Source organism: Pseudomonas sp. S3_A03 (assembly GCF_054668275.1).
In genome coordinates this window covers 1,469,752-1,490,851 of record NZ_CP162753.1, presented here as the reverse complement: position 1 = coordinate 1,490,851, position 21,100 = coordinate 1,469,752, and the positions used below count along the sequence as shown (strand labels likewise).

Annotated in this window: 21 protein-coding genes and 1 pseudogene; 14 read left to right on the top strand and 8 right to left on the bottom strand. The window is 63.1% G+C overall.

All coding sequences use genetic code 11. The annotated features are described in order from the left end of the window. Window position 1: 1 nt before the first annotated feature. Together AB4O25_RS06520 and AB4O25_RS06515 are read left to right on the top strand one after the other, a co-directional pair. Window positions 2–1,422 (top strand): annotated as a pseudogene (locus tag AB4O25_RS06520) (cbb3-type cytochrome c oxidase subunit I). Window positions 1,423–2,259: 837 nt separating this feature from the next. Beyond that, entirely contained in the window at window positions 2,260–4,101 is a 1,842-nt protein-coding gene (locus AB4O25_RS06515) for a VWA domain-containing protein (protein WP_460150668.1), read from the top strand. Here the strand turns inward: AB4O25_RS06515 and AB4O25_RS06510 are convergent. Then, on the bottom strand, window positions 4,095–4,286 hold the full coding sequence (locus AB4O25_RS06510; RefSeq protein ID WP_017530698.1) for a hypothetical protein: 192 nt from the start codon (window positions 4,284–4,286) through the stop codon (window positions 4,095–4,097). The genes AB4O25_RS06515 and AB4O25_RS06510 overlap by 7 nt on opposite strands. Beyond that, complete coding sequence (locus AB4O25_RS06505) at window positions 4,283–4,966, bottom strand: Crp/Fnr family transcriptional regulator (protein WP_065879140.1); 684 nt, start codon at window positions 4,964–4,966, stop codon at window positions 4,283–4,285. The genes AB4O25_RS06510 and AB4O25_RS06505 overlap by 4 nt, the downstream gene beginning before the upstream one ends. A gap of 134 nt (window positions 4,967–5,100) precedes the next feature. Here AB4O25_RS06505 and AB4O25_RS06500 point away from each other — a divergent pair, with 134 nt between their 5' ends. From AB4O25_RS06500 to AB4O25_RS06460, 9 genes are all read left to right on the top strand, one after another. After that, on the top strand, window positions 5,101–6,291 hold the full coding sequence (locus AB4O25_RS06500; protein WP_460150667.1) for an NnrS family protein: 1,191 nt from the start codon (window positions 5,101–5,103) through the stop codon (window positions 6,289–6,291). A 9-nt stretch (window positions 6,292–6,300) separates the two neighbouring features. Next, window positions 6,301–6,720 carry a membrane protein gene (locus AB4O25_RS06495; RefSeq protein WP_017530695.1) on the top strand — a complete coding sequence of 140 codons (420 nt, stop codon included), beginning with the start codon at window positions 6,301–6,303 and terminating at the stop codon, window positions 6,718–6,720. A 100-nt stretch (window positions 6,721–6,820) separates the two neighbouring features. Beyond that, on the top strand, window positions 6,821–7,468 hold the full coding sequence (pdxH, locus tag AB4O25_RS06490; protein ID WP_017530694.1) for a pyridoxamine 5'-phosphate oxidase: 648 nt from the start codon (window positions 6,821–6,823) through the stop codon (window positions 7,466–7,468). Between the two features lie 84 nt (window positions 7,469–7,552). Further along, entirely contained in the window at window positions 7,553–8,107 is a 555-nt protein-coding gene (gene moaB / locus AB4O25_RS06485; RefSeq protein WP_017530693.1) for a molybdenum cofactor biosynthesis protein B, read from the top strand. Continuing rightward, a complete protein-coding gene (locus tag AB4O25_RS06480) occupies window positions 8,104–9,330 on the top strand; it encodes a molybdopterin molybdotransferase MoeA (protein ID WP_017530692.1) in 1,227 nt (408 codons plus the stop codon). The genes moaB and AB4O25_RS06480 overlap by 4 nt, the downstream gene beginning before the upstream one ends. A gap of 9 nt (window positions 9,331–9,339) precedes the next feature. Further along, window positions 9,340–10,335: a ubiquinone anaerobic biosynthesis protein UbiU gene (gene ubiU / locus AB4O25_RS06475; RefSeq protein ID WP_017530691.1), complete on the top strand. Its 996-nt coding sequence runs from the start codon at window positions 9,340–9,342 to the stop codon at window positions 10,333–10,335. A 10-nt stretch (window positions 10,336–10,345) separates the two neighbouring features. After that, a complete protein-coding gene (locus AB4O25_RS06470; RefSeq protein ID WP_017530690.1) occupies window positions 10,346–11,236 on the top strand; it encodes a U32 family peptidase in 891 nt (296 codons plus the stop codon). After that, on the top strand, window positions 11,230–11,697 hold the full coding sequence (gene ubiT, locus AB4O25_RS06465) for a ubiquinone anaerobic biosynthesis accessory factor UbiT (RefSeq protein ID WP_017530689.1): 468 nt from the start codon (window positions 11,230–11,232) through the stop codon (window positions 11,695–11,697). Before AB4O25_RS06470 ends, ubiT begins: the two co-directional genes overlap by 7 nt. A gap of 82 nt (window positions 11,698–11,779) precedes the next feature. After that, entirely contained in the window at window positions 11,780–12,493 is a 714-nt protein-coding gene (locus AB4O25_RS06460) for a transporter substrate-binding domain-containing protein (protein ID WP_017530688.1), read from the top strand. On the opposite strand, the gene AB4O25_RS06455 is transcribed toward AB4O25_RS06460, so the two are convergent. Then, window positions 12,479–12,841 (bottom strand): NUDIX hydrolase, encoded by a 363-nt coding sequence (locus tag AB4O25_RS06455; RefSeq protein ID WP_017530687.1) that lies wholly within the window; start codon window positions 12,839–12,841, stop codon window positions 12,479–12,481. The genes AB4O25_RS06460 and AB4O25_RS06455 overlap by 15 nt on opposite strands. 127 nt (window positions 12,842–12,968) lie before the next feature. On the opposite strand from AB4O25_RS06455, the gene AB4O25_RS06450 reads away from it, so the two are divergent. The 3 genes from AB4O25_RS06450 (at window position 12,969) to AB4O25_RS06440 (ending at window position 16,205) form a co-directional block, all read left to right on the top strand. Continuing rightward, window positions 12,969–13,949 (top strand): Gfo/Idh/MocA family protein, encoded by a 981-nt coding sequence (locus AB4O25_RS06450; RefSeq protein WP_460150666.1) that lies wholly within the window; start codon window positions 12,969–12,971, stop codon window positions 13,947–13,949. A 37-nt stretch (window positions 13,950–13,986) separates the two neighbouring features. After that, window positions 13,987–14,616, top strand: a complete 630-nt coding sequence (locus tag AB4O25_RS06445) for a ribonuclease T2 family protein (protein ID WP_017530685.1) — start codon at window positions 13,987–13,989, stop codon at window positions 14,614–14,616. A 1,001-nt stretch (window positions 14,617–15,617) separates the two neighbouring features. Beyond that, window positions 15,618–16,205, top strand: a complete 588-nt coding sequence (locus AB4O25_RS06440; protein WP_017528584.1) for a LysE family translocator — start codon at window positions 15,618–15,620, stop codon at window positions 16,203–16,205. Here AB4O25_RS06440 and AB4O25_RS06435 read toward each other — a convergent pair. The 5 genes from AB4O25_RS06435 to AB4O25_RS06415 form a co-directional block, all read right to left on the bottom strand. Continuing rightward, window positions 16,147–17,022, bottom strand: coding sequence for an AraC family transcriptional regulator (locus AB4O25_RS06435; protein WP_065878841.1), 876 nt, complete (start codon window positions 17,020–17,022; stop codon window positions 16,147–16,149). The two genes, AB4O25_RS06440 and AB4O25_RS06435, sit on opposite strands and share 59 nt — an antisense overlap. Window positions 17,023–17,086: 64 nt before the next feature. Then, window positions 17,087–17,677, bottom strand: coding sequence for a hypothetical protein (locus AB4O25_RS06430; protein ID WP_217855101.1), 591 nt, complete (start codon window positions 17,675–17,677; stop codon window positions 17,087–17,089). After that, complete coding sequence (locus AB4O25_RS06425; RefSeq protein ID WP_460150665.1) at window positions 17,649–18,446, bottom strand: hypothetical protein; 798 nt, start codon at window positions 18,444–18,446, stop codon at window positions 17,649–17,651. Before AB4O25_RS06425 ends, AB4O25_RS06430 begins: the two co-directional genes overlap by 29 nt. Before the next feature lie 28 nt (window positions 18,447–18,474). After that, window positions 18,475–20,079: an ABC transporter ATP-binding protein gene (locus tag AB4O25_RS06420; RefSeq protein WP_017528581.1), complete on the bottom strand. Its 1,605-nt coding sequence runs from the start codon at window positions 20,077–20,079 to the stop codon at window positions 18,475–18,477. A gap of 1 nt (window position 20,080) precedes the next feature. Further along, entirely contained in the window at window positions 20,081–21,100 is a 1,020-nt protein-coding gene (locus AB4O25_RS06415; protein ID WP_065878847.1) for an ABC transporter permease, read from the bottom strand.

Here is a 21,100-nt window from a genome sequence, read left to right as displayed (position 1 = left end):
CATGCGCAGCGCCAATCCCTATCTGAAATTCCAATCCCAGGCCGTGGCCAAACCCTATTTTGTGTTTGCCTTGATGCTGTTTGTCGGCCAAGTGCTGTTCGGCCTGATCATGGGCCTGCAATACGTCGTGGGTGACTTCCTGTTCCCGCTGATCCCCTTCAACGTGGCGCGGATGGTTCATACCAACCTGCTGATCGTGTGGCTGTTGTTTGGCTTCATGGGCGCGGCTTATTACCTGGTGCCTGAAGAGGCCGACCGCGAACTGCATAGCCCCAAACTGGCGATCCTGTTGTTCTGGGTATTTGCGGTGGCGGGCGTATTGACCATCCTTGGCTACCTGCTGGTGCCCTATGCGGCGCTGGCCAAGCTGACCCACAACGAACTGCTGCCGACCATGGGGCGTGAGTTCCTGGAGCAGCCGACGCTCACCAAGATGGGCATTGTGGTGGTGTGCCTGGGCTTTTTGTACAACATCGGCATGACCCTGCTCAAAGGCCGCAAGACCACCGTGAGCATGGTGATGATGACCGGGCTGATCGGCCTCGCGGTGTTCTTCCTGTTCTCCTTCTACAACCCCGGCAACCTGGCGCGGGACAAGTTCTACTGGTGGTGGGTGGTGCACCTGTGGGTGGAAGGTGTGTGGGAATTGATCATGGGTTCGATGCTGGCGTTCGTGTTGATCAAGGTCACCGGCGTCGACCGCGAGGTGGTGGAGAAATGGCTGTACGTGATCATCGCCATGGCCTTGATCACCGGCATCATCGGCACCGGCCACCACTTCTTCTGGATCGGTGCACCGCAGGTGTGGCTGTGGGTCGGTTCGATCTTCTCGGCCCTCGAACCATTGCCGTTCCTGGCGATGGTGATGTTCGCCTTCACTATGGTCAAACGCCGCCGGCGCCAGCCCCCAACCGTGCGGCCACGTTGTGGGCCAAGGGCACCACCGTCACGGCATTCTTCGGCGCGGGGGTTTGGGGCTTTCTGCATACCTTGGCACCGGTCAACTTTTACACCCACGGCACCCAACTTACGGCGGCTCACGGGCATCTGGCGTTCTTCGGTGCCTACGCGATGATCGTGATGACCCTGATCAGCTACGCCATGCCGCGTCTGCGGGGGCTGGGTGAAGCGCCGGATGCGCGTGCGCAGGCGCTTGAGGTGTGGGGCTTCTGGATGATGGTGTTGTCGATGGTGATGATTACCCTGTTCCTCACCGCCGCGGGTGCCGTGCAGGTGTGGTTGCAACGCTGGCCGGTGGACGGTGTGGCGCTGCCGTTTATGGCCACGATGGATCATCTGAAGCTGTTGTTCTGGGCGCGGTTGGGCAGTGGTGTGGTGTTTTTGGTGGGGTTGCTTTGTTACCTGTATAGCTTTCGGCAGCGTGGTCGGGCGGCTGAAGCAGCGGTGCGGATCGTTTACTGAGGGTGCTGCGATTCAGATGGGGTTGAGGGGGGCCGTGGCGGCCTTAGGGCCGACCAGGTTCTTTGGGTGTGAGTACATATCCGTTGCTGCGGTAACGGCGGCTATGGGTTCCGCCCTTACGGCGGGTCACTTTTGGAAAGAGCCCAAAAGTAACCAAAAGGCTCTTGCCCCAACACTCGGCACCTCGCTTAGGCTCGGTGTGCCCTCACTCCGGCTTGAATCCGTGGGCCGCCGCCACGCGCCATCCATGGCGCGGGGCGGCTAACCCGGCGTCCTGCCGGGTTACCCACGGATTCAAGCCTGCGTTCGGCCAGCGTGTTTAACGGGGCGCCTAAGATCAAAAGCAAAAGCAAAAGCCAGATCAAAAGATTGCTGACTTCGTCAGCGGTTAAGGAAGTAGAAGCTGCACCGCGTACGCTTCACTGATCAGGTCGGCTCTAAGGCCGCCTCGCTTTGTTTTTGATTTGGAGCGCCCCGTTAACCACGCTGGCCGGAATTCGATAGTGATTTGGGGGGTAAACCGGCAGGGATGCCGGTTTAGCCGCCCCGCGCCATGGATGGCGCGTGGCGGCGGCCCCCCAAATCCTGTCGGATTACGGGCACACCGAGCCTGGGCGAGGTGCCGAGTGGTGGGGCGAAGCGTTTTTGGTTACTTTTGGCGCTTTTCCAAAAGTGACCCGCTGTAAGAGCGGAACCCTAAGCAGCCGTTACCGCAGCAACGGATATGTACTCACACCCAAAGAACCTGGTCGGCCCTAAGGCCGCCACGCCCCTCCCAAGCCACCTTTGAATCACCGCGTCCCTGTTGTCACCCTCCCAACAATCGGAGCACACCCAATGGCCTTTACCCTGGAACTGGAAGAGTGGGTCGGCAGCGCCTGGCACCGCTTCATCACGCGCCGCGCCAGTGTGGCCTTCCCCGAAGCGCAGGTTCAATTGGCCGACCACCAGCGCAGCCTCGCCCTGCTGTTTCGCGCCCTCGGCGGTGCCGCCGGTATCACCCTGGAAGCCGCCGCCGAGCGCGATCTGCTGCTGCGGCGCAATGTGCTGATGCGCATCGCCGGCACCTGCAAGCAAGCACCGTTGGCCAGCTGTGACGGCAGTCGTCTGCGCCTGCCGGCGAGCCTCGCGGTGTTCCCCCAGGCCGCGCTGAACCGCGAACTCTACCGGTGGCTGGCGCTGCTGGCGGCGCAGTCGGGGCCGATGACACAGTGGGCACGCGACAACCAGCGCTGGACCTGGCTGCTGTTGCAGCGTTACCCGGCACTGCGGCCCAGCTACCGGCGCCTGGTGGACGCGCACATTGCCCTGCGCCCTGAACCCGCCAGCTTGCCCCCCGACGAAGCGGCCGTGGAAAAAGCCTTGCGCAAGGCCCTGCGCGAGCCCGGCAGCGTGCGCCATGTGCCGCGCAGCGAGCGGGCCGCCTGGCCGTTGCCCCTGTGGTTGTACCCGCCCTTGCAACTGGACACGCCCCAGGGCGGCGCCCTGGATGACGACGGCGAAGACCTGGCGACCCCGCCAGGCCAACAAACCGGCGCCCCCAAGCGCGCCACGCGCCTGGACGACAACAGCCGCGACGGCGGCCTATTGGTGGTGCGCCTGGAAAACCTGTTCAGTTGGACCGAGCACATCGACCTTGATCGCTGGTCCGACGACAGCCAGGACCCGGACGCCGCACGCGTCGCCGAAGACCTCGACCAGTTGAGCCTGTCGCGCCAGCGCGTGCGCAAGAGTGGCGGCCTGAAACTGCACCTGGACCTGCCACCGGCCGACGTCGACGATATCCCTCTGGGCGAGGGCATCAAATTGCCCGAGTGGGACTACCGTCAACAACGCCTGCAAGACGGCTTCGTCAACCTGCAACTGATGCAACCGCGCGACGCGCAACCCCAGCCGTTGCCGCAGCGTCTGGTTGCCCAGGCCCGGCGGCTGCGCCGGCAATTCCAGCACTTGCGCACTGACCGCCAGTGGCAACGCCAGCAACCCCAGGGCACGGAGCTCGACGTGCAAGCCTGGCTGGATTTTCATGTGCAGCGTCAGCACGGTGCCTGTGCCGAGCGCGGCCTGTTCATGGAGCAGCGCCACACCCACCGCGACCTGGCATGCCTGCTGCTGGCGGATCTGTCGATGTCCACCGATGCGCACTTGAACGATACGCAAAAGGTCATCGACGTGATTCGCGACAGCCTGCTGCTGTTCGCTGAAAGCCTGGCGGGGGCGGGGGATCGGTTTGCGCTGTACGGCTTCTCATCATTGCGCCGGCACCAGGTGCGCCTGCAGGCGCTCAAGGCATTCCAGCAACCTTACGATGATCAAATACGCGGGGCGATCCAAGGGCTGAAACCGGGTTATTACACCCGCATGGGCGCGGCGATTCGCCAGGCCACGAACCTGCTGGGCGCATGCCGGCAGCGGCGCAAATTGCTGTTGCTGCTCACCGACGGAAAACCCAATGACCTGGACCTGTACGAAGGCCGCTATGGCGTGGAAGACACCCGCCAGGCGGTGCTGGAGGCGCGGCGCCAAGGCTTGGTGCCGTTTTGCATCACCATCGACAAACAGGCCGGCGACTATGTGCCGTACATGTTCGGCGCCCACGGTTTTACCTTGATCCGCCAGCCCGAACAGTTACCGCAGCGCTTGCCGCAGCTGTACCGCCAACTCACCGAACGTCAGTAGAAACTGCGCGGCAGCCAGAAGAACATGGCGATGCAAAACAGCGTGAGGCCCAGGCAAAACCATTGGAAGCGACTCAGCCGCCGCGCCTGGGTGACGGCTTCGGAGGCGGGCAGGGGCATCGCGCAGCGTTCGCAGGTGTCGCGCTGCTCGGCATTGCGCTGTTGGCAATACAGGCACTTTTTCACTCAAATTGCTCCAGGCGCGGGCGGTCGAGTATGGCGATGTGGCGACCGTCCTGAGTGATGATCCGTTCGTCGATCAAGCGTCGGATAATCCGTGAGAACGTTTCCGGCTGGATCGACAAGTGCCCGGCGATCAATTGCTTGGCCATGGGCAACTCGAAGCGCGTCGCGTCGGCGTGCAGGTGCATCAGTTGGGTCAACAGGTAGCGCACCACGCGGTGGGTGGCATTTTTCAGCGACAGGGTTTCGATCTCATTGACGCGCTGATGCAGGCGCACGGACAACTTGGCCAGCAGGGCAAACGTGAGGCGGCTGTTGCTCTGCAGCAGGCGCATGTACGTGGCGTTGGACAGGCGATACAGCTGGGTGGGGCACACCGCTTCGGCACACGCCACGTAGTTGGGGGTGTCCATCAGCATCATCGCTTCGGCGAAGGTCTGGCGCTCGCCGATGACCTCGAACACTTTCTCCTGGCCGTCCGGGGTCAGACGGTAGATCTTCACCGCGCCGGCAATCACAAAATAGAACGCGTCGGCGGGCTCGCCCTGGCGAAACAACGGCTCGCCTTTGTCGACGCTGAGCAATTGGCTGCTGCTCATCAGCTCATTGAGTTGGGCCTCGTCCATGGGCTCGAACAGGTGATGGCTGCGCAGGATCTGGTGATGGACACGATGGAGCACCATCATTACCTCGGTACACAAGGGGGGAAGGGGCTCAAGGTTAATCCAGGGCGCCTTGGCGCAGCTTGATCTGCGACAAGGGCAACGCCCGCGCACCGGCGCAAAATTCGCGTAATGATGAGTGGAGGAGCCGTGGCATGCACGTACTGGATCGGCGCAAGGCAATGTCGATTACCCCGTTGTTTCGCTTGGCCTTCCGGCCATTTTTCCTCGGCGCGTGCCTGTTGGCGGCGCTGGCGATTCCCTTGTGGTTGCTGGCCCTGGGTGGCGCCACCGGCGGTTGGCAGCCGGCCGGCGGCTGGCTGGCGTGGCATCGGCATGAGTTGCTGTTTGGCTTTGGCGTGGCAACGATCGCCGGGTTCCTGCTCACGGCCGTGCAGACCTGGACCGGTCGCCCCGGCCTCAGCGGCGGGCCGTTGGCGGCGCTGGCCGGGCTGTGGCTGGCGGCGCGGCTGGGCTGGTTGCTGAACCTGCCATGGCCGTTGCTGGCGCTGCTGGAACTGAGTTTCCCGCTGGCCGTGGCCGGGGTGATGGGGTGGACACTGTGGCAGGTACGGCAGAAGCGTAACTACCCGATTGTGCTGGTGCTGGTACTGCTGGCCGTGGCGGATGGGATTTCGCTGTACGGGCTGTTGCGCCAGGACGATGGCTGGCAGCGCCAGTCGGTGCTCACCGGGTTATGGCTGGTGGCGGCGATGATGGGCCTGATCGGCGGCCGCGTGATTCCGTTTTTTACCCAGCGCGGGCTGGGCCGGGTCGAGGCGGTAAAACCCTGGCCCTGGCTTGATCACCTGTTATTGGGCGGCGCGATCCTGGTGGCGCTGGCCTATGCCGCAGGTCTGGCGGCTGCGCCCGGAGTGTGGCTTGGCGGCTTGTTCGCCGTCCTGGGCCTTGGCCATCTGTTGCGCCTGGCGCGTTGGCATGATCGTGGCCTGTGGCGCGTGCCGCTGCTGTGGTCGTTGCACCTGGCGTATGCCTGGCTGGCACTGGCGTGCCTGGGCATGGCGCTGTGGCACTTGGGGGCGCCGCTCAACCCGAGCCTGGCGGTGCATGCGCTGACCGTAGGCGCCATGGGCGGTTTGATCCTGGCGATGATCGCGCGGGTCAGCCTGGGCCACACCGGCCGGCCCTTGCAGCCGCCAAGCGGAATGACCCTGGCCTTTGTGCTGCTGAACCTGGCGTGTGTCTGCCGGGTGTTGATGGTGCCGGTGTGGCCGGTGGCGGCGTTGTGGTTGGCCGGCCTGTGCTGGTCCGTCGGCCTGGGGTTGTACCTGTGGCGTTATGGGCCGATGTTGTGGCAGGCGCGCGTCGACGGGCACCCCGGTTAGGAGAACCCCATGCTGTATTCGTGGCTGTTGATTGTGCATCTGCTGGCGGCCGTCGCCTTTATCGGCACGCTGTTTTTTGAAGTGGTGATTTGGCATAGCGCCCGGGAAGAACTGGCCTGGTCGGCGCAGTTCACCGCCGAGCAGGCAATTGCCCGGCGTTCACGCCAGGTACTGCATGGCGTGGTGGTGCTGCTGTACGGCGCGGGCATCGGTTTGGCCTGGCACTATTGGGGCATGCCGTGGACCGGACGTTTTGCGCTGCTGTTGAGCCTGAAAATCACCCTGGCCCTGAGCATCATCGGCCATTACGTGTTGCTGGCGTACTGGCTGACCCACCAACGCCTGAGCCCCCGGCGCGCGGTGTGGATCCGGCGCAGCATCCTGCTGCATATGGTGTTGATCGTGATCCTGGCCAAGTCGTTGTGGTAGCGGTTGTGCGGCGTCATGCCGCGCACGAATGTTGATCGCGATCAAGGGATAACGCAGCGGCAGTTCCCACACTGTGGCGAACTTTCTGGAGGACCGCGCCATGCCCCTGTCTCTTGCACAATTGCGCCGCAACTACACCCTGTATGGCTTGAGGGACGACCTGGTACAGGACGATCCCGTGGCACTGTTTGGCCAGTGGCTCGATCAGGCGCGCAAGACCGAAGTGCCCCCGGCCGAGGCCAACAGCATGGCCCTGGCCACGGTCGACCGTGACGGGCATGCCCATTGCCGCATCCTGTTGCTTAAGGGCTTTCGCGCTGACGGTTTTTTCTTCTTTGGCCATTATCAGAGCGCCAAGGGCCAGGAGCTGGCGAGCAATCCCCACGCCGCCATGACGTTTTTCTGGCCGGGGCTTGAGCGCCAGGTGCGCGTCGAAGGCCCGGTGGTACGGGCGGATGCGCAGCTGTCGGACGACTATTTCGACGCCCGTCCCGCCGCCAGCCAGTTGGGCGCCTGGGCCTCGCCGCAAAGCCAGCCGCTTGGCCATCGCAGCGAACTGGAAAGCCGCTTGCGCGAGGTCACCGAGCGTTTCGCCGGCCATCGCCCGCCACGGCCCGAGCATTGGGGTGGCTACTGCCTGCAACCGCGGCGCATCGAGTTCTGGCAAGGCCGCCCCGACCGCCTGCATGACCGTCTCGACTATCGCCTGCACGATGGCGCATGGCAGCGCACACGCCTCGCCCCCTAACGGCATACCTCCTCCGAGGAATAGGCCCTGCGCCCATTGCGGTGCAGGCTGACGACTACTTTTCTGACGTTTGGAGCCTCCATCATGGCCCATTTGAAACAACGGCATTTCGTCCCCCTGAACATCGCCGTACTGACCATCAGCGACACCCGCACCCTCGACACGGATACCTCCGGCCAGACCCTGGTGGACCGCTTGCTGGGCGCCGGGCATGTGTTGGTGGACCGTGGTTTGGTGACGGACGATATCTACCAGATCCGCGCGCAGGTCTCCCTGTGGATCGCCGACCCGGAGGTGCAAGTGGTGCTGATGACCGGCGGCACCGGCTTCACGGCGCGCGACAACACGCCTCAAGCGGTACTGGCGTTATTGGATAAACAGGTCGACGGCTTTGGCGAGCTGTTCCGCCAGGTGTCGCTGGCCGAGATCGGCATGTCGACCCTGCAATCGCGTGCCCTGGCCGGCATGAGCAACGGCGTGTTGGTGTGTTGCCTGCCCGGCTCGCCTGGCGCCTGTCGCACCGCGTGGGACCAGATCCTGCTCAGCCAACTGGACAGTCGCACCGGCCCGTGCAATTTCGTGCCGCACCTTAAACCGCAGGCCGCTCAAGTACTCGGCGTCTGCGAGGCGCGGTCATGAGCGTGTGCGACAGCGGCGACTTGCTGGCGGTGGACGCCGCCATCGAGCAGTTGCTGGCCCAGGCGCCGCCGCCACCGTCCACCGAAGTCATTGCGTTGGGCCAGGCCCTTGGCCGGGTGACCGCCGAAGAGGTGTTCTCGCCTCTGGACCTGCCGGGCTGGGACAACAGCGCCATGGACGGCTACGCCCTGCGTGCCTTTGATGTGCCGGAGCAGGGCGGTTACCTGATGCTGGCCGGGCGGATCGCCGCCGGTCACAGCAGCGATGTGCCGTTGCAAGCCGGGCAAACCGTGCGGATCTTTACCGGTGCGCCACTGCCGCCTGGTGCTGACAGTGTCGTGCCCCAAGAGCGTTGCCGTGTGTATGGCCAGCGCATCTGGTGCCCGCCGTTGCGCCTGGGTGAACACGTGCGCAAGCGTGGCGAAGAACTGCAACGCGGCCAGCGCGTGTTGAGTGCCGGAAGGCGTCTGCGCGCCCAGGAAATCGGCTTGTTGGCGGCGGCGGGCATCGGGCGGGTCAAGGTCTACCGGCCGCTGCGGGTGTGCCTGCTCAGCAGCGGCGATGAACTACGCGAACCTGGCCAGCCGCTGGCGCCGGGGCAGATTTACAACAGCAACCGTCACCTGGTCGCTGCGTTACTGCGCGGTTGGGGCGTGGAGGTGCATGACTACGGCGTGATGGCCGACGCCCTGGCGGCCAGCCGCGACGCCTTGGTGCTGGCGTCGTCCGAGTGCGACCTGCTGCTGACCACGGGCGGCGTGTCGGTGGGCGAGGAGGACCATCTCAAACAGGCGATTCAGGCATTGGGCAATGTGGATTTCTGGCGCCTGGCGATCCAGCCCGGCAAGCCCCTGGCCTTTGGCCGCGTGGCCGGCAAACCCTGGATCGGCCTGCCCGGCAACCCCACCGCCGCGCTGGTTACCGCGCTGGTGGTGGTGCGTCCGTTTTTGCTGCGCGCCCAAGGCGCGGAGCGGGTGCTGCCGGTGCCGGTCAACGTGATGGCCGGCTTTGAATGGCTTAAGCCCAACAAGCGTCGCCAATACCTGCGTGCCCGCTTGAAACCAGGCGTGGATGGGCAATTGCGCGCCATCCTTCACCCCCAGCAAAGCTCGGCGATGCTCACGGCGGCGTGTTGGGCCGATGGCCTGGTGATAATCGAGTGCGAGCAACAAGTGCTCAAGGGCGCGCCGGTCGCGTTCGTGTCGTTTGCCGATTTTGAATAAGGAGCTGTGATGCAACTGGTCTGCCCGGCAGGCAACCTGCCCGCCCTCAAAGCCGCTGTGCGCCAAGGTGCCGACGCGGTGTACGTGGGGTTTCGCGATGACACCAATGCCCGACATTTTGCCGGATTGAACATGGACGACAAGCAGTTCGACGCCGCCGTCGCGCATATCCGCCAACACCAGCGCAAGCTCTACGTGGCGGTCAACACTTACCCGCAACCGAAGATCTGGCCGCGCTGGCAACGTGCGGTGGACCGCGCCGCCGACCATGGCGTGGATGCGCTGATCGCCGCCGACCCCGGCGTGCTCGGCTACGCGGCCGAGCGCCATCCGCAGATGGCGTTGCACCTGTCGGTGCAGGGTTCGGCCACCCATGCGGCGGCGCTCAAATTCTACGCCGAGCGCTACGGTATTCGCCGCGCGGTGTTGCCACGGGTGCTGTCGCTGGCGCAGGTCAAGCAAGTGGCGGCCAGCAGCACGGTGCCCATCGAAGTCTTCGGCTTTGGCAGCCTGTGCATCATGGCGGAAGGGCGTTGCCACCTGTCTTCTTACATCACCGGCGAGTCGCCCAACCTGTGCGGCGTATGCTCGCCGGCCAAGGCGGTGCGCTGGAGCGACGACGCCGAGGGCCTCAGCGCACGTCTGAGCGAAGTGCTGATCGACCGCTACACCCCCACCGAACCCGCCGGCTACCCGACCCTGTGCAAGGGCCGCTTCCTGGTTGGCGGCAAGCGCTTTCATGCGTTGGAAGAACCCACCAGCCTCGACACTCTGGACCTGTTGCCCGAGCTCAGTGCGATTGGCGTGGCAGCGATAAAAATCGAGGGCCGCCAACGCAGCCCGGCCTATGTGGAGCAAGTCACCCGCGTGTGGCGCGCGGCGCTCGACGCGTACCGCGGCGCCCCGGCCAACTTTGTGGTGCAGGAGCCGTGGCGACGCGCGCTCGCCGGGCTTTCCGAAGGCAGCCAGACCACTCTGGGGGCTTACCACCGTGCATGGCAATGAGGAAAAATCGATGAAACTCAGCCTCGGACCGGTGCTGTTTTATTGGGATAAGGACCACCTGGGGCGCTTTTATGCCGACATGGCCGGCTTGCCCCTGGACGTGATCTACCTGGGCGAAACCGTGTGCTCCAAGCGCCGTGCGTTTTCCCTGGACCATTGGCTGGGCCTGGGCCGTGAGCTGCAGGCGTGCAGCTCGGCGCAAATCGTGCTGTCGAGCCTGACCCTGATCGAAGCCGCCTCGGAACTCTCCAGCCTGCGCCGCCTGTGCGACAACGGCCAATTGTTGGTGGAGGCCAACGACATGGGCGCGGTGCAATTGCTGATCGAACGCAACCTGCCCTTTGTCGGTGGCCCGGCGCTCAACCTCTACAACGGCCACGCCCTGGTGCAACTGCTCGATGCCGGCATGCAGCGCTGGGTGCCGCCGGTGGAATGTTCCCAAGGCCTGATCGCCGATGTGCTGGCGCAAGTGCGCGAACTGGGCCGGCCGTTGCCCGAGGTGGAAATCTTCGCCTACGGCCATCTACCCCTGGCCTACTCGGCGCGCTGCTTTACCGCCCGTGCCGAAAACCGCCCCAAGGACGATTGCCAGTTCTGCTGCCTCAACTACCCCGACGGCATGGCCCTGACCAGTCAGGAGGGGCAGCCGTTGTTTACCCTGAACGGCATACAGACCCTGTCCGCCGACGTCACCAACTTGCTGGCTGATTATCCCGCGTTGGTGCATTGCGGCGCCGACCTGCTGCGCCTGAGCCCGCGGGCCGAAGGCATGATCGAGGTGGTACGCGCCTTCGACCAGGTGCGCCAGGGCGCCACGCCGCCATTGTTTGTCGAAGGCTGCAACGGCTACTGGCATGGCCAGGCCGGCATGCTGCGGGTCGAGGAGGTGGGGCTGTGCTAAGTCGCAAACAATGGCTGCTCAAGGGGGCGGACCGCGTGTTGCCGCTGATCCGCCGTGTGCCGTTCGGCATGCAGCGGCTGGCCTTGCAACAGGCCCTCAACCGCTGCCTGGCCGAGCCGTTGCGCGAGGGCGGCTTCGACCTGCTACGTGGGCGCTGGCTGTGTTTACGCATTCCGGACCTGGGGTTGTGCTGGTACCTGACCCTCGGGCGTGACGGGCTGCGCATCGCGCAACAGGCTGAGGCGCAGGTGACTATCCGTGGCAACTGGCGCGAGTTTTTGTTGCTGGCCAGCCGGCAGGAGGATCCGGATACGTTGTTTTTTCGGCGACGCTTGGTGATCGAAGGCGACACGGAGCTGGGGCTGGGGTTGAAGAACCTGATTGATAGTCTGGACCCCGACGTGCTGCCCGGCTGGCTGTGGCGGGGGTTGGAAAGGGCTGGGCGAGGCGTGGCGGTTTGATCGGCTGGGTAGACGCTGCGTTGCAGGGCATAATCGGCCCGATCACCCAATGCCGCGCCACGAACCTGACAAGGAAGCCCCGATGATTGATCCCCAAGTCCTACACCAACTGGCCCCCAATGGCGTGCTGCGTGCCGCCATCAATTTCGGTAACCCGGTACTCGCCCAACGCGGTCCACATGGCGAGCCCCAGGGTGTCAGCGTGGTGCTCGCCAATGCACTGGCCGAGGCGCTGGGTGTCACGCTGGAATTGATCACCTTCGAGGCGGCGGGCAAGGTCTTCGCCGCGTTGGCCGATGATGTGTGGCGCGTGGCGTTCCTCGCCATCGAGCCGGTGCGTGAACGGGAGATCGCCTTCAGCACGCCGTACGTAGCGATCAAGGGAACCTGCCTGGTGCCGGCCAATTCGCCGCTGACCCACGCTGCGCAGTTGGACGCACCGGGCACGCGTATCGCCGTGGGCCAGGGGGCCGCCTACGATTTGTACCTGAGCCGTACGCTGCAACACGCCGAACTGGTGCGTGCGCCGACGTCCGCGGCTGCGGTGGACTGGTTTATCGAACAGCGCCTGGAGGCGGCAGCCGGTGTGCGGGATTTCTTGCGTACCCGGGTTTCGGAGCAATGGCGCCTACTGGAGGATGACTTCATGACCATCCGCCAAGCCATGGCGGTACCGGTGGCTCATGCGGCGGCTGCCGCGTTCGTCAATTCCTTTGTCGAACGGCAAAAAGCCAACGGTGAGGTGAAACGAGGGTTGCTGGGCAGCGGGCAGAGCGCTGAACTACAGGCGTCGTAGAAAGGATTTGACGATGTGCCGGGTGGCGTCGGTGGTGTCCAGTTGCTCCAGGGCGTTATAGGCATGCCACTGGCAGTCGACGATTTCGTTGCAAGGCCGCGCTTCGTCGATATTGATTACCGAGGCTTCAAACACATGGTGCAGCGTGTCGCGCGCCTTCAGCTCTTGCAAGTACAGCAACCCGTCAACGTTCAGCCCGGTTTCTTCTTCCAACTCGCGCTCGGCGGCGCCCACCGGGCGTTCGTCGCGTTCGACCTTGCCGCCGGGCAAGGCCCATTTCGATCTGGCCTTGCGCACGAAGAGGATATGCCCCTCGTTTTCGCAAATAACCGTTGCCCTGATTTTCATCGTCTGTGCCCCCGCAGCGGGATGAGTGTCACAAAAGTGTAATGCAATTGTCATGCTAAGTGGTTATGGCGCGCGGGCGCCTGTATGTGGATACTGCCCGACGGACCAAAACGCACGAGGAAAACTGATGAGCACCGTACGCTGGGGCATGATCGGCTGTGGCAGTGTCACTGAGGTAAAGAGTGGACCCGCTTTCTACAAAGCGCCAGGTTCGGCCCTGGTAGCGGTGATGGGGCGCCGTGAGGCCGCAGTGCGCGATTATGCTGCACGCCATGGCATTGCCCGTTTCTATACCGACGCTCAGGCACTGATCAACGACCCCCAAGTGGACGCGGTGTACATCGCCACGCCGCCTGACAGCCACCTGGAATACAGCTTGATGGTGGCGGCCGCCGGCAAACATTGCTGCGTCGAGAAGCCGATGGCGCTGAATGCCGAACAGAGCGCATTGATGCAACGCACCTTTGAGCGCGCCGGCCTGCACCTGTTTGTGTCTTACTATCGCCGCTCGCTGCCACGTTTCCAGCAAGTGCGCGAGTGGCTGCGGAAAGGGCGCATCGGCGAGTTGCGCCACCTCACCTGGACCTTATGCAAACCGCTGGCTGCCGAGGATGCCAGCGCCGCCAACTGGCGCACCGACCCGCTGATTGCCGGGGGTGGCTACTTTGCCGACCTGGCCAGCCATGGCTTTGACCTGTTCCAGTACCTGGCCGGAGACATCATTGAAGTCTCGGGCTTTACCGCGCGCCAGGCCGGACGCTATGCCGCCGAAGACGCGGTGACGGCGTGCTGGACGTTCAGCTCCGGCGCGTTGGGCATGGGCTGCTGGAACTTTGTCGCGGATCGCCGTGAGGATTGGGTCGAGTTGGTCGGCAGTCGCGGGCGTATCCGCTTTTCGGTGTTCGAAGACCAACCGCTGCACCTGGAAGGCGAGACCCACGAAGTGCTGGAAGTGCCATGCCACGCCCATATCCAGTGGCACCATGTGGTGGCCATGAACGCGCATATTCGCGGTGAAGCCGAGCATCCGTCGCTGGCGATCGAAGCGCTGAAGACCGACCGGATCCTGGACAAGGTGCTGCAACGTAACCCCTATTTGCCTGGGTAGTCGTGGTTGGCTGGTTTTTTTTCAAGGAATTGGACGGATGAAATATTGGATCGCGTTGTGGCTCGTAGTTGCCACCAGCGCAATGGCTGCCCCGCGCAACCAGGGTGCGCCTGGGGAGTTTGATTTTTATGTGTTGTCGTTGTCATGGTCGCCGACGTTCTGCCTGACGCACCCCGACAACGAACAGTGTTCAGGCAAGGGTTACGGTTTCGTACTGCACGGGTTATGGCCGCAATACGCACGGGGCGGGTGGCCGGCCTCCTGTGATTCGCAGTCGCGCTTGTCGGGTGAGGCGATAGACAAGGGTGCCACGCTGTTCCCCACGCGTTCGCTGCTCAAGCACGAATGGGCCAAGCATGGCACCTGCAGTGGGCTTGAACCGCTGGCGTACCTGGAAAAAACCGACGCGGCACTGGGGGCGGTGGTCATTCCGCCGCAATTGCAGCCATTCAATACACCGCCTGCGTTGCCGGCCCGTGAGATCGAGGCGCTGTTTCGTCAGAGCAATCCGCGTATGGGCAACCATGGGCTGGCGGTGATTTGCAAAGGCAAGGTGTTGTCGGAAGTGCGGGTGTGTCTGACCAAGGACCTGGCCTTTGCTGGGTGCCCGCGCAGTGTGAAAACCCAATGCCGTGAGGGTGATATCCGCATTCCTGCGCAGCGTTAGGGCAGCATCGCCAGGCGATAGTGCTCATTAAAATCTTTGGCCAATTGCGCCAGTGTCATTGTGTTCAGGTGCTTCAACAGGGTGAGTTAGGCGAAGTGGGGTGGGGGCGTCGGTGGTCGATCAATGGCGGCGGATCAGCCTTGGTCTGAGTACATATCCGTTGCTGCGGTCGCGGCGGCTATGGGTTCCGCCCTTACGGCGGGTCACTTTTGGAAAAGAGCCCCAAAAGTAACCAAAAGGGCTCTTGCCCCAACACTCGGCACCTCGCTTAGGCTCGGTGTGCCCTCACTCCGGCTTGAATCCGTGGGCCGCCGCCACGCGCCATCCATGGCGCGGGGCGGCTAACCCGGCGTCCTGCCGGGTTACCCACGGATTCAAGCCTGCGTTCGGCCAGCGTGTTTAACGGGGCGCCTGAGATCAAGATCAAAAGCAAAAGCCAGATCAAAAGATTGCTGACTTCGTCAGCGGCTGAGGAAGTAGAAGCGGCACCGCGTACGCTTCACTGATCAGGTCGGCTCTAAGGCCGCCTCGCTTTGTTTTTGATCTGGAGCGCCCCGTTAACCACGCTGGCCGGAATTCGACAGTGATTTGGGGGGTAAACCGGCAGGGATGCCGGTTTAGCCGCCCCGCGCCATGGATGGCGCGTGGCGGCGGCCCCCCAAATCACTGTCGGATTACGGGCACACCGAGCCTAGGCGAGGTGCCGAGTGGTGGGGCGAAGCGTTTTTGGTTACTTTTGGCGCTTTTCCAAAAGTGACCCGCTGTAAGAGCGGAACCCCATAGCCGCCGTTACCGCAGCAACGGATATGTACTCACCCCAACCCAAGTACATGGTCGGCCCTAAAGCCGCCACGCAAACAAGCTCTCTCGCTCGAAAAACGCCCCGTACTCCGTCGACAGACTCGTCAACCTAACCCAGGGCAATTTTGTTCAATACCCTTCCAGCCTAGCCCTATACCGTGGTGACCTCTTTACGCTCCTCATAAAAAAAGGTAACCCCAATGAGCTTGATCATCTCCATGGCCGCCTTCGCACTGGCCACCTCCATCACCCCGGGACCGGTCAATGTGGTGGCGCTGAGTTCCGGCGCCCGCTTCGGTTTTGTCGCCAGCCAAAAACACGTATTCGGCGCCGCCGTCGGCTTTACCCTGCTGCTGGTGTTGATCGGCCTGGGCCTGCATGAAGTGCTGGTGCGCTGGCCCCTCCTGACCCAATTGATCCAGTGGGGCGGGGTCGCCTTTTTGCTGTATATGGCCTGGAAACTGGCCGCGGACAATGGCCAGTTGGATGCCGATGGCAGCGCCACCGCGCCGTCGATGCTCTATGGCGCGATCATGCAGTGGCTCAACCCCAAGGCGTGGCTGGCGTGTGTGGCGGGGATGGGCTTGTTTGTCGCCGATGGCGATGCGGCACAAGTCTGGTTGTTTGCTGGCCTCTACCTGGTGATCTGCTACTGGTCGGTGGCGTGCTGGGCCTACGCCGGGACCTTTCTGCGTCGTTACCTGAGCAACCCGAAGGGTGTGCGGTTGTTCAACCGTTCAATGGCCGCGTTGCTGGTGGCCAGTGTGGGGTATTTGCTGATGGCTTGAGCCGGTCGCGATATTGCCCCGGCGTGGCGGCGACGTGTTGTTTGAAGGTGCGCTGGAAGTGCGCCTGGTCGGCAAAGCCGGCGGCCAGCGCCACCTCGGCGATCAACTCGCCCTGGCGCAGTTGGCTGCGGGCAAACTGGATACGCTGGTTCACCAGGAAAGCATGGGGTGTAAGCCCGTAATACTGTTTGAAGGCGCGGATCAGGTAAGACGGCGACAGCTCGGCCGCCAGGCAGATGTCTTCCAGTTTCAGCGCCTGAGTGCAGTGCTCGCGGATGTAACAGGCGGCCCGCTCCAGCTTGTGGTTGACCTCCCGCACGGGCGCAGGCGACGGGTTCAGACGCTCCTGGAGCTCGCTGAAATAACTCACCAGCGCGCTCTGTTTTTGCAGGAGTTCAGCCTGCTCATCCACCAGCATCCGATAGAGCTCCAGCAAGCCGTTGTACAACAGCGGGTCGCGGGTATGGGGGGTGTTGAACGGGCGGTAGCCCTGCTCGGTGCTGAAACCCAGTTGGTATTGCAGGTCGGTCAGCCAGGCCGTGTCGAGATAGAGCATGTGGTAGGACCAATGCTCGTTTTCGATGGGGTTGCAGGCATGCACATCGCCTGGGTTCATCAATACCAGCGTGCCGGCGCTGATCTCGAACGTCTGGGTGCCATGGTGGTAATAGCTGCGCCCCCGAGTGATTGCCCCGATGGAAAAATGCTCATGGGCATGCCGGGTGTAAGTCACGTTGCGCCCGTCGGCAATGGTCCGTGCTTCGACAAAAGCCAGCGCAGGGTCACGCCAGAAAAGCGGTGCGGTGGCGGCGGTCATGAGCGGGGCGTCCAGGCGATGAGCGGACAGCCAGCCTTATATAAAAACCGTGATTGTTCAAGTATCAGTCGGGCTCAAGCGCTGCGTTGCGCAGGTAATCGGCCCAGGGGGCACTGCCGCTGACCGCTTCTTGCAGGGTGAGCGGTTGCTTGGCTTTTGCTTGTAAGGCCAGGCTGTCGAGCAACATATGCTGCTCCAAGATGACATTCGCCAGGGCATGGGAGCGCGGGGAGTCAAAGGTCCGTGGCACGCGTCGCCCTGCGGCATCCAGGGGTGGCGGGTCGGCGATTTCACCCAGTTCGTGGCCAAGGTTGTCGATCAACAGATCGGTTATCGCTGAAGTCTGCGCCCATTCGGCCGGCTCGGAGCCGAATGCATAGGCTGGCCAGTCGAAGCGCATCCACGGTTGGTTGGTGACGGTGTCGACGGCGTGCAGGAGTTGTGTGTAGTCGAGGTCGGCTCGTTTGCGGATCAATAGGCGTCTGGGGAAGAACTCATAGAAGGCGCTGTCGCTGTAATACGAGACGTACACCAGCACGCCATATCGGCCCACAGTGGAGGGATCGCCGGGCCCCGAGCCGCGCATTTTCAAGCGGAAAAACTGCACGTAACCGTATTCCAGCGCTTCACGCCAACGCAGGGGCAGGTGAGACATGCCCTGACAGAGGGATTCCCTGTAAGCGGCTTTCAACTGTTCGAGTTTCTGATTGAACGCGTTGGAAAACAGCGTATTGATCTGCCCCAACAAATGAAACCGCTTGGCCATTTCCCGGTATTTGATAGCCCTGTCCGAGGAGTGCCAGTGTTTGGAGGTGGCATCCAGTTCGCCGGCCATAACCGACATGCTGTCGATAGCGGTACAGCTCTTTAAACGAACGCGCGGTGGGCAGCACGACAGGCGTCGCCGGAGCTGGCCATTGGCGCAGGCGTTTGACCAGCGCGCGGATCTGCATCTGGCTGCGCGGGCGCTTGATGGCGTAGGCCTGCAATGCACTCAACACGCTGAGGCTTTGATCGGCGTAGATGTCGAGCGCCAGGTGTTCGCCGAGCAGCGCCAGCCGCGACCAGCGCGTATCGGAGGCGACAGGCATGAGGGTTTTGCGCCGGTATGCGTAGTCGGGCGCCATGACATAGATGACCTTCGGTTGATGGTCGAAATACCCGGTTGCCGGTGTGTTTGAAGACTCGGGGGTCGTTTTCATCCATAAGCGTCTGCACCAGATGCGCGCCTTGCTTGAGACGGGTGGCCAGCCTGGAGTTGGACACCAGACGCACATTCGCACGATAAAGCGCCAGGCTGTCTGGTTGATCGCTTTGCAGAAGGTGTCGGCCCATTGGCCCAGAAGTGACTGCGCGGCAATTTCTACCGGCTGAGTTGGCGCGGGCAATGCGCGGCCCGTCGGGAGCGAGAGCAGGCGGGTCAACAGCCAGGGCCAGGCTCCTCCCGCCGTTTCATCCGGTGGGTGCCAGAAACGCCGCCTCCAGCAATTGCCGCGTATACGCATGCTGTGGGTCAGCAAAAATGGTCCGCGCGTCGCCTTGCTCCACCACCTGCCCATGCTTGACCACCATCAACTGGTGACTCAGCGCCTTCACCACCGCCAGATCGTGGCTGATAAACAGATAGGTCAGGTTGTACTTGACCTGCAGGCTGCGCAGCAATTCGACCACCTGGCGTTGTACCGTGCGGTCCAGCGCCGAGGTGGGCTCGTCGAGCAGGATCAGGCGCGGCTTGAGCACCAACGCGCGGGCGATGGCGATGCGCTGGCGCTGGCCGCCGGAAAATTCATGCGGGTAACGGTGCCGGGATTGCGGGTCCAGGCCCACTTCCTTGAGCGCGGCAATGATCGCCGCTTCCTGTTCGGCCGGGGTGCCCATCTGGTGAATGCGCAGGCCCTCGCCGACGATCTCGCTGACGCACATGCGCGGGCTGAGGCTGCCGAACGGGTCCTGGAACACCACCTGCATTTCCCGGCGCAGGGGGCGTACCTGTTGCTGGGTCAGGCGGTCCAGTTGCTGACCTTCGAAGCGGATCCCGCCTTTACTGCCGATCAGGCGCAAGATCGCCAGGCCCAGGGTGGATTTGCCCGAGCCACTCTCGCCGACGATGCCCAGGGTCTGCCCCTGGGGCAGGCTGAAGTTGATGCCGTCCACCGCCTTGACGTAGTCGACGGTGCTGCGCAAAAAGCCCTTCTTGATCGGGAACCAGACTTTCAGGTCATCGACCTCCAGCACCGGCGGCCCGATCTGGGTATCGGCTGGGCCGCCGCTGGGTTCGGCCGCCAGCAGTTCCTGGGTGTAAGGGTGTTGCGGCGACTGGAACAACGTCTCGCAGTCGGCCTGCTCGACGATGCAGCCCTGTTGCATCACGCACACTCGATGGGCAACGCGCCGTACCAGGTTCAAGTCATGACTGATCAGCAGCAACGCCATGCCCAGCCGCGCCTGCAACTCCTTGAGCAGCTCCAGGATCTTCAGTTGTACGGTCACGTCGAGGGCGGTGGTCGGCTCGTCGGCGATCAGCAGCTCCGGCTCGTTGGCCAGCGCCATGGCAATCATCACTCGCTGGCGCTGGCCACCGGAAAGCTCATGGGGCAGGGCCTTGAGACGTTTGTGCGGTTCGGGAATACCCACCAGTTCCAGCAGTTCCAGGGTGCGCAGGGTCGCGACTTTGCCGGTGAGCCCCTTATGCAGGCCGAGCACTTCGTTGATCTGCTTTTCGATGGAGTGCAGCGGGTTCAGCGAGGTCATCGGCTCCTGGAAGATCATCGCGATGCGGTTACCGCGAATATGCCGCAGGGTCTTTTCCTTGAGCGTCAGCAGGTCTTGCCCAGCGTATGAGAGGGTGCCGCTGGGGTGGCGGGCCAGCGGGTAGGGCAGCAGGCGCAGGATCGAATGCGCGGTCACCGACTTGCCCGAGCCGCTTTCGCCGACCAGGGCCAGGGTTTCGCCGCGCTTGATATCGAAGCTGACGTTATTGACGACCCGGTGGACGTGCTCGCCGGTGACGAACTCGACGCTGAGGTCGCGGATTTCGATCAGATTGTCCTGATTCATCTCATTTCCTCGGGTCGAACGCATCGCGAGCGGACTCGCCGATAAACACCAGCAAACTCAACATGATCGCCAGTACGGCAAAGGCACTCATGCCCAGCCACGGCGCTTGCAGGTTGGATTTGCCCTGAGCCACCAGTTCGCCCAGTGACGGTGAACCGGCGGGCAAGCCAAAGCCTAAGAAGTCCAGGGCGGTGAGGGTGCCGATGGCGCCGGTGAGAATGAACGGCATGAAGGTCATGGTCGAGACCATGGCGTTGGGCAGGATATGGCGGAACATGATCGCGCCGTTCTGCATGCCCAGCGCCCGTGCCGCGCGCACGTATTCCAGGTTGCGCCCGCGCAGGAACTCGGCGCGCACCACGTCCACCAGGCTCATCCATGAGAACAGCAGCATGATCCCCAGCAGCCACCAGAAGTTGGGCTGCACAAAACTGGCGAGGATGATCAGCAGGTACAACACCGGCAAGCCGGACCAGATCTCCAGGAAGCGCTGCCCGGCGAGGTCGACCCAGCCGCCGTAAAAGCCCTGCAAGGCCCCGGCGATCACGCCGATGATCGAGCTGAGCACGGTCAAGGTCAGGGCAAACAACACCGACACGCGAAAGCCGTAGATGACCCGAGCCAGCACGTCGCGGCCTTGGTCATCGGTGCCCAGAAGGTTCACCGAAGAAGGTGGCGCCGGGGCCGGCACGCGCAAGTCGTAGTTGATGCTCTGGTAGCTGAACGGGATCGGCGCCCACAGGGTCCAGGCGTCCTTGGCCTTGAGCAGTTCGCGGATATACGGGCTCTTATAGTTGGCCTCCAACGGGAATTCGCCGCCGAAAGTGGTCTCTGGGTAGCGCTTGAGCGCCGGGAAATACCAGCCGCCGTCGTAGTGCACCACCAGCGGTTTGTCGTTGGCGATCAGCTCCGCGCCCAGGCTGAGTACGAACAGCGTCAGGAACAGCCACAGCGACCACCAGCCACGCTTGTTGGCTTTGAAACGTTCGAAGCGGCGACGATTGAGGGGGGACAGGTTCAT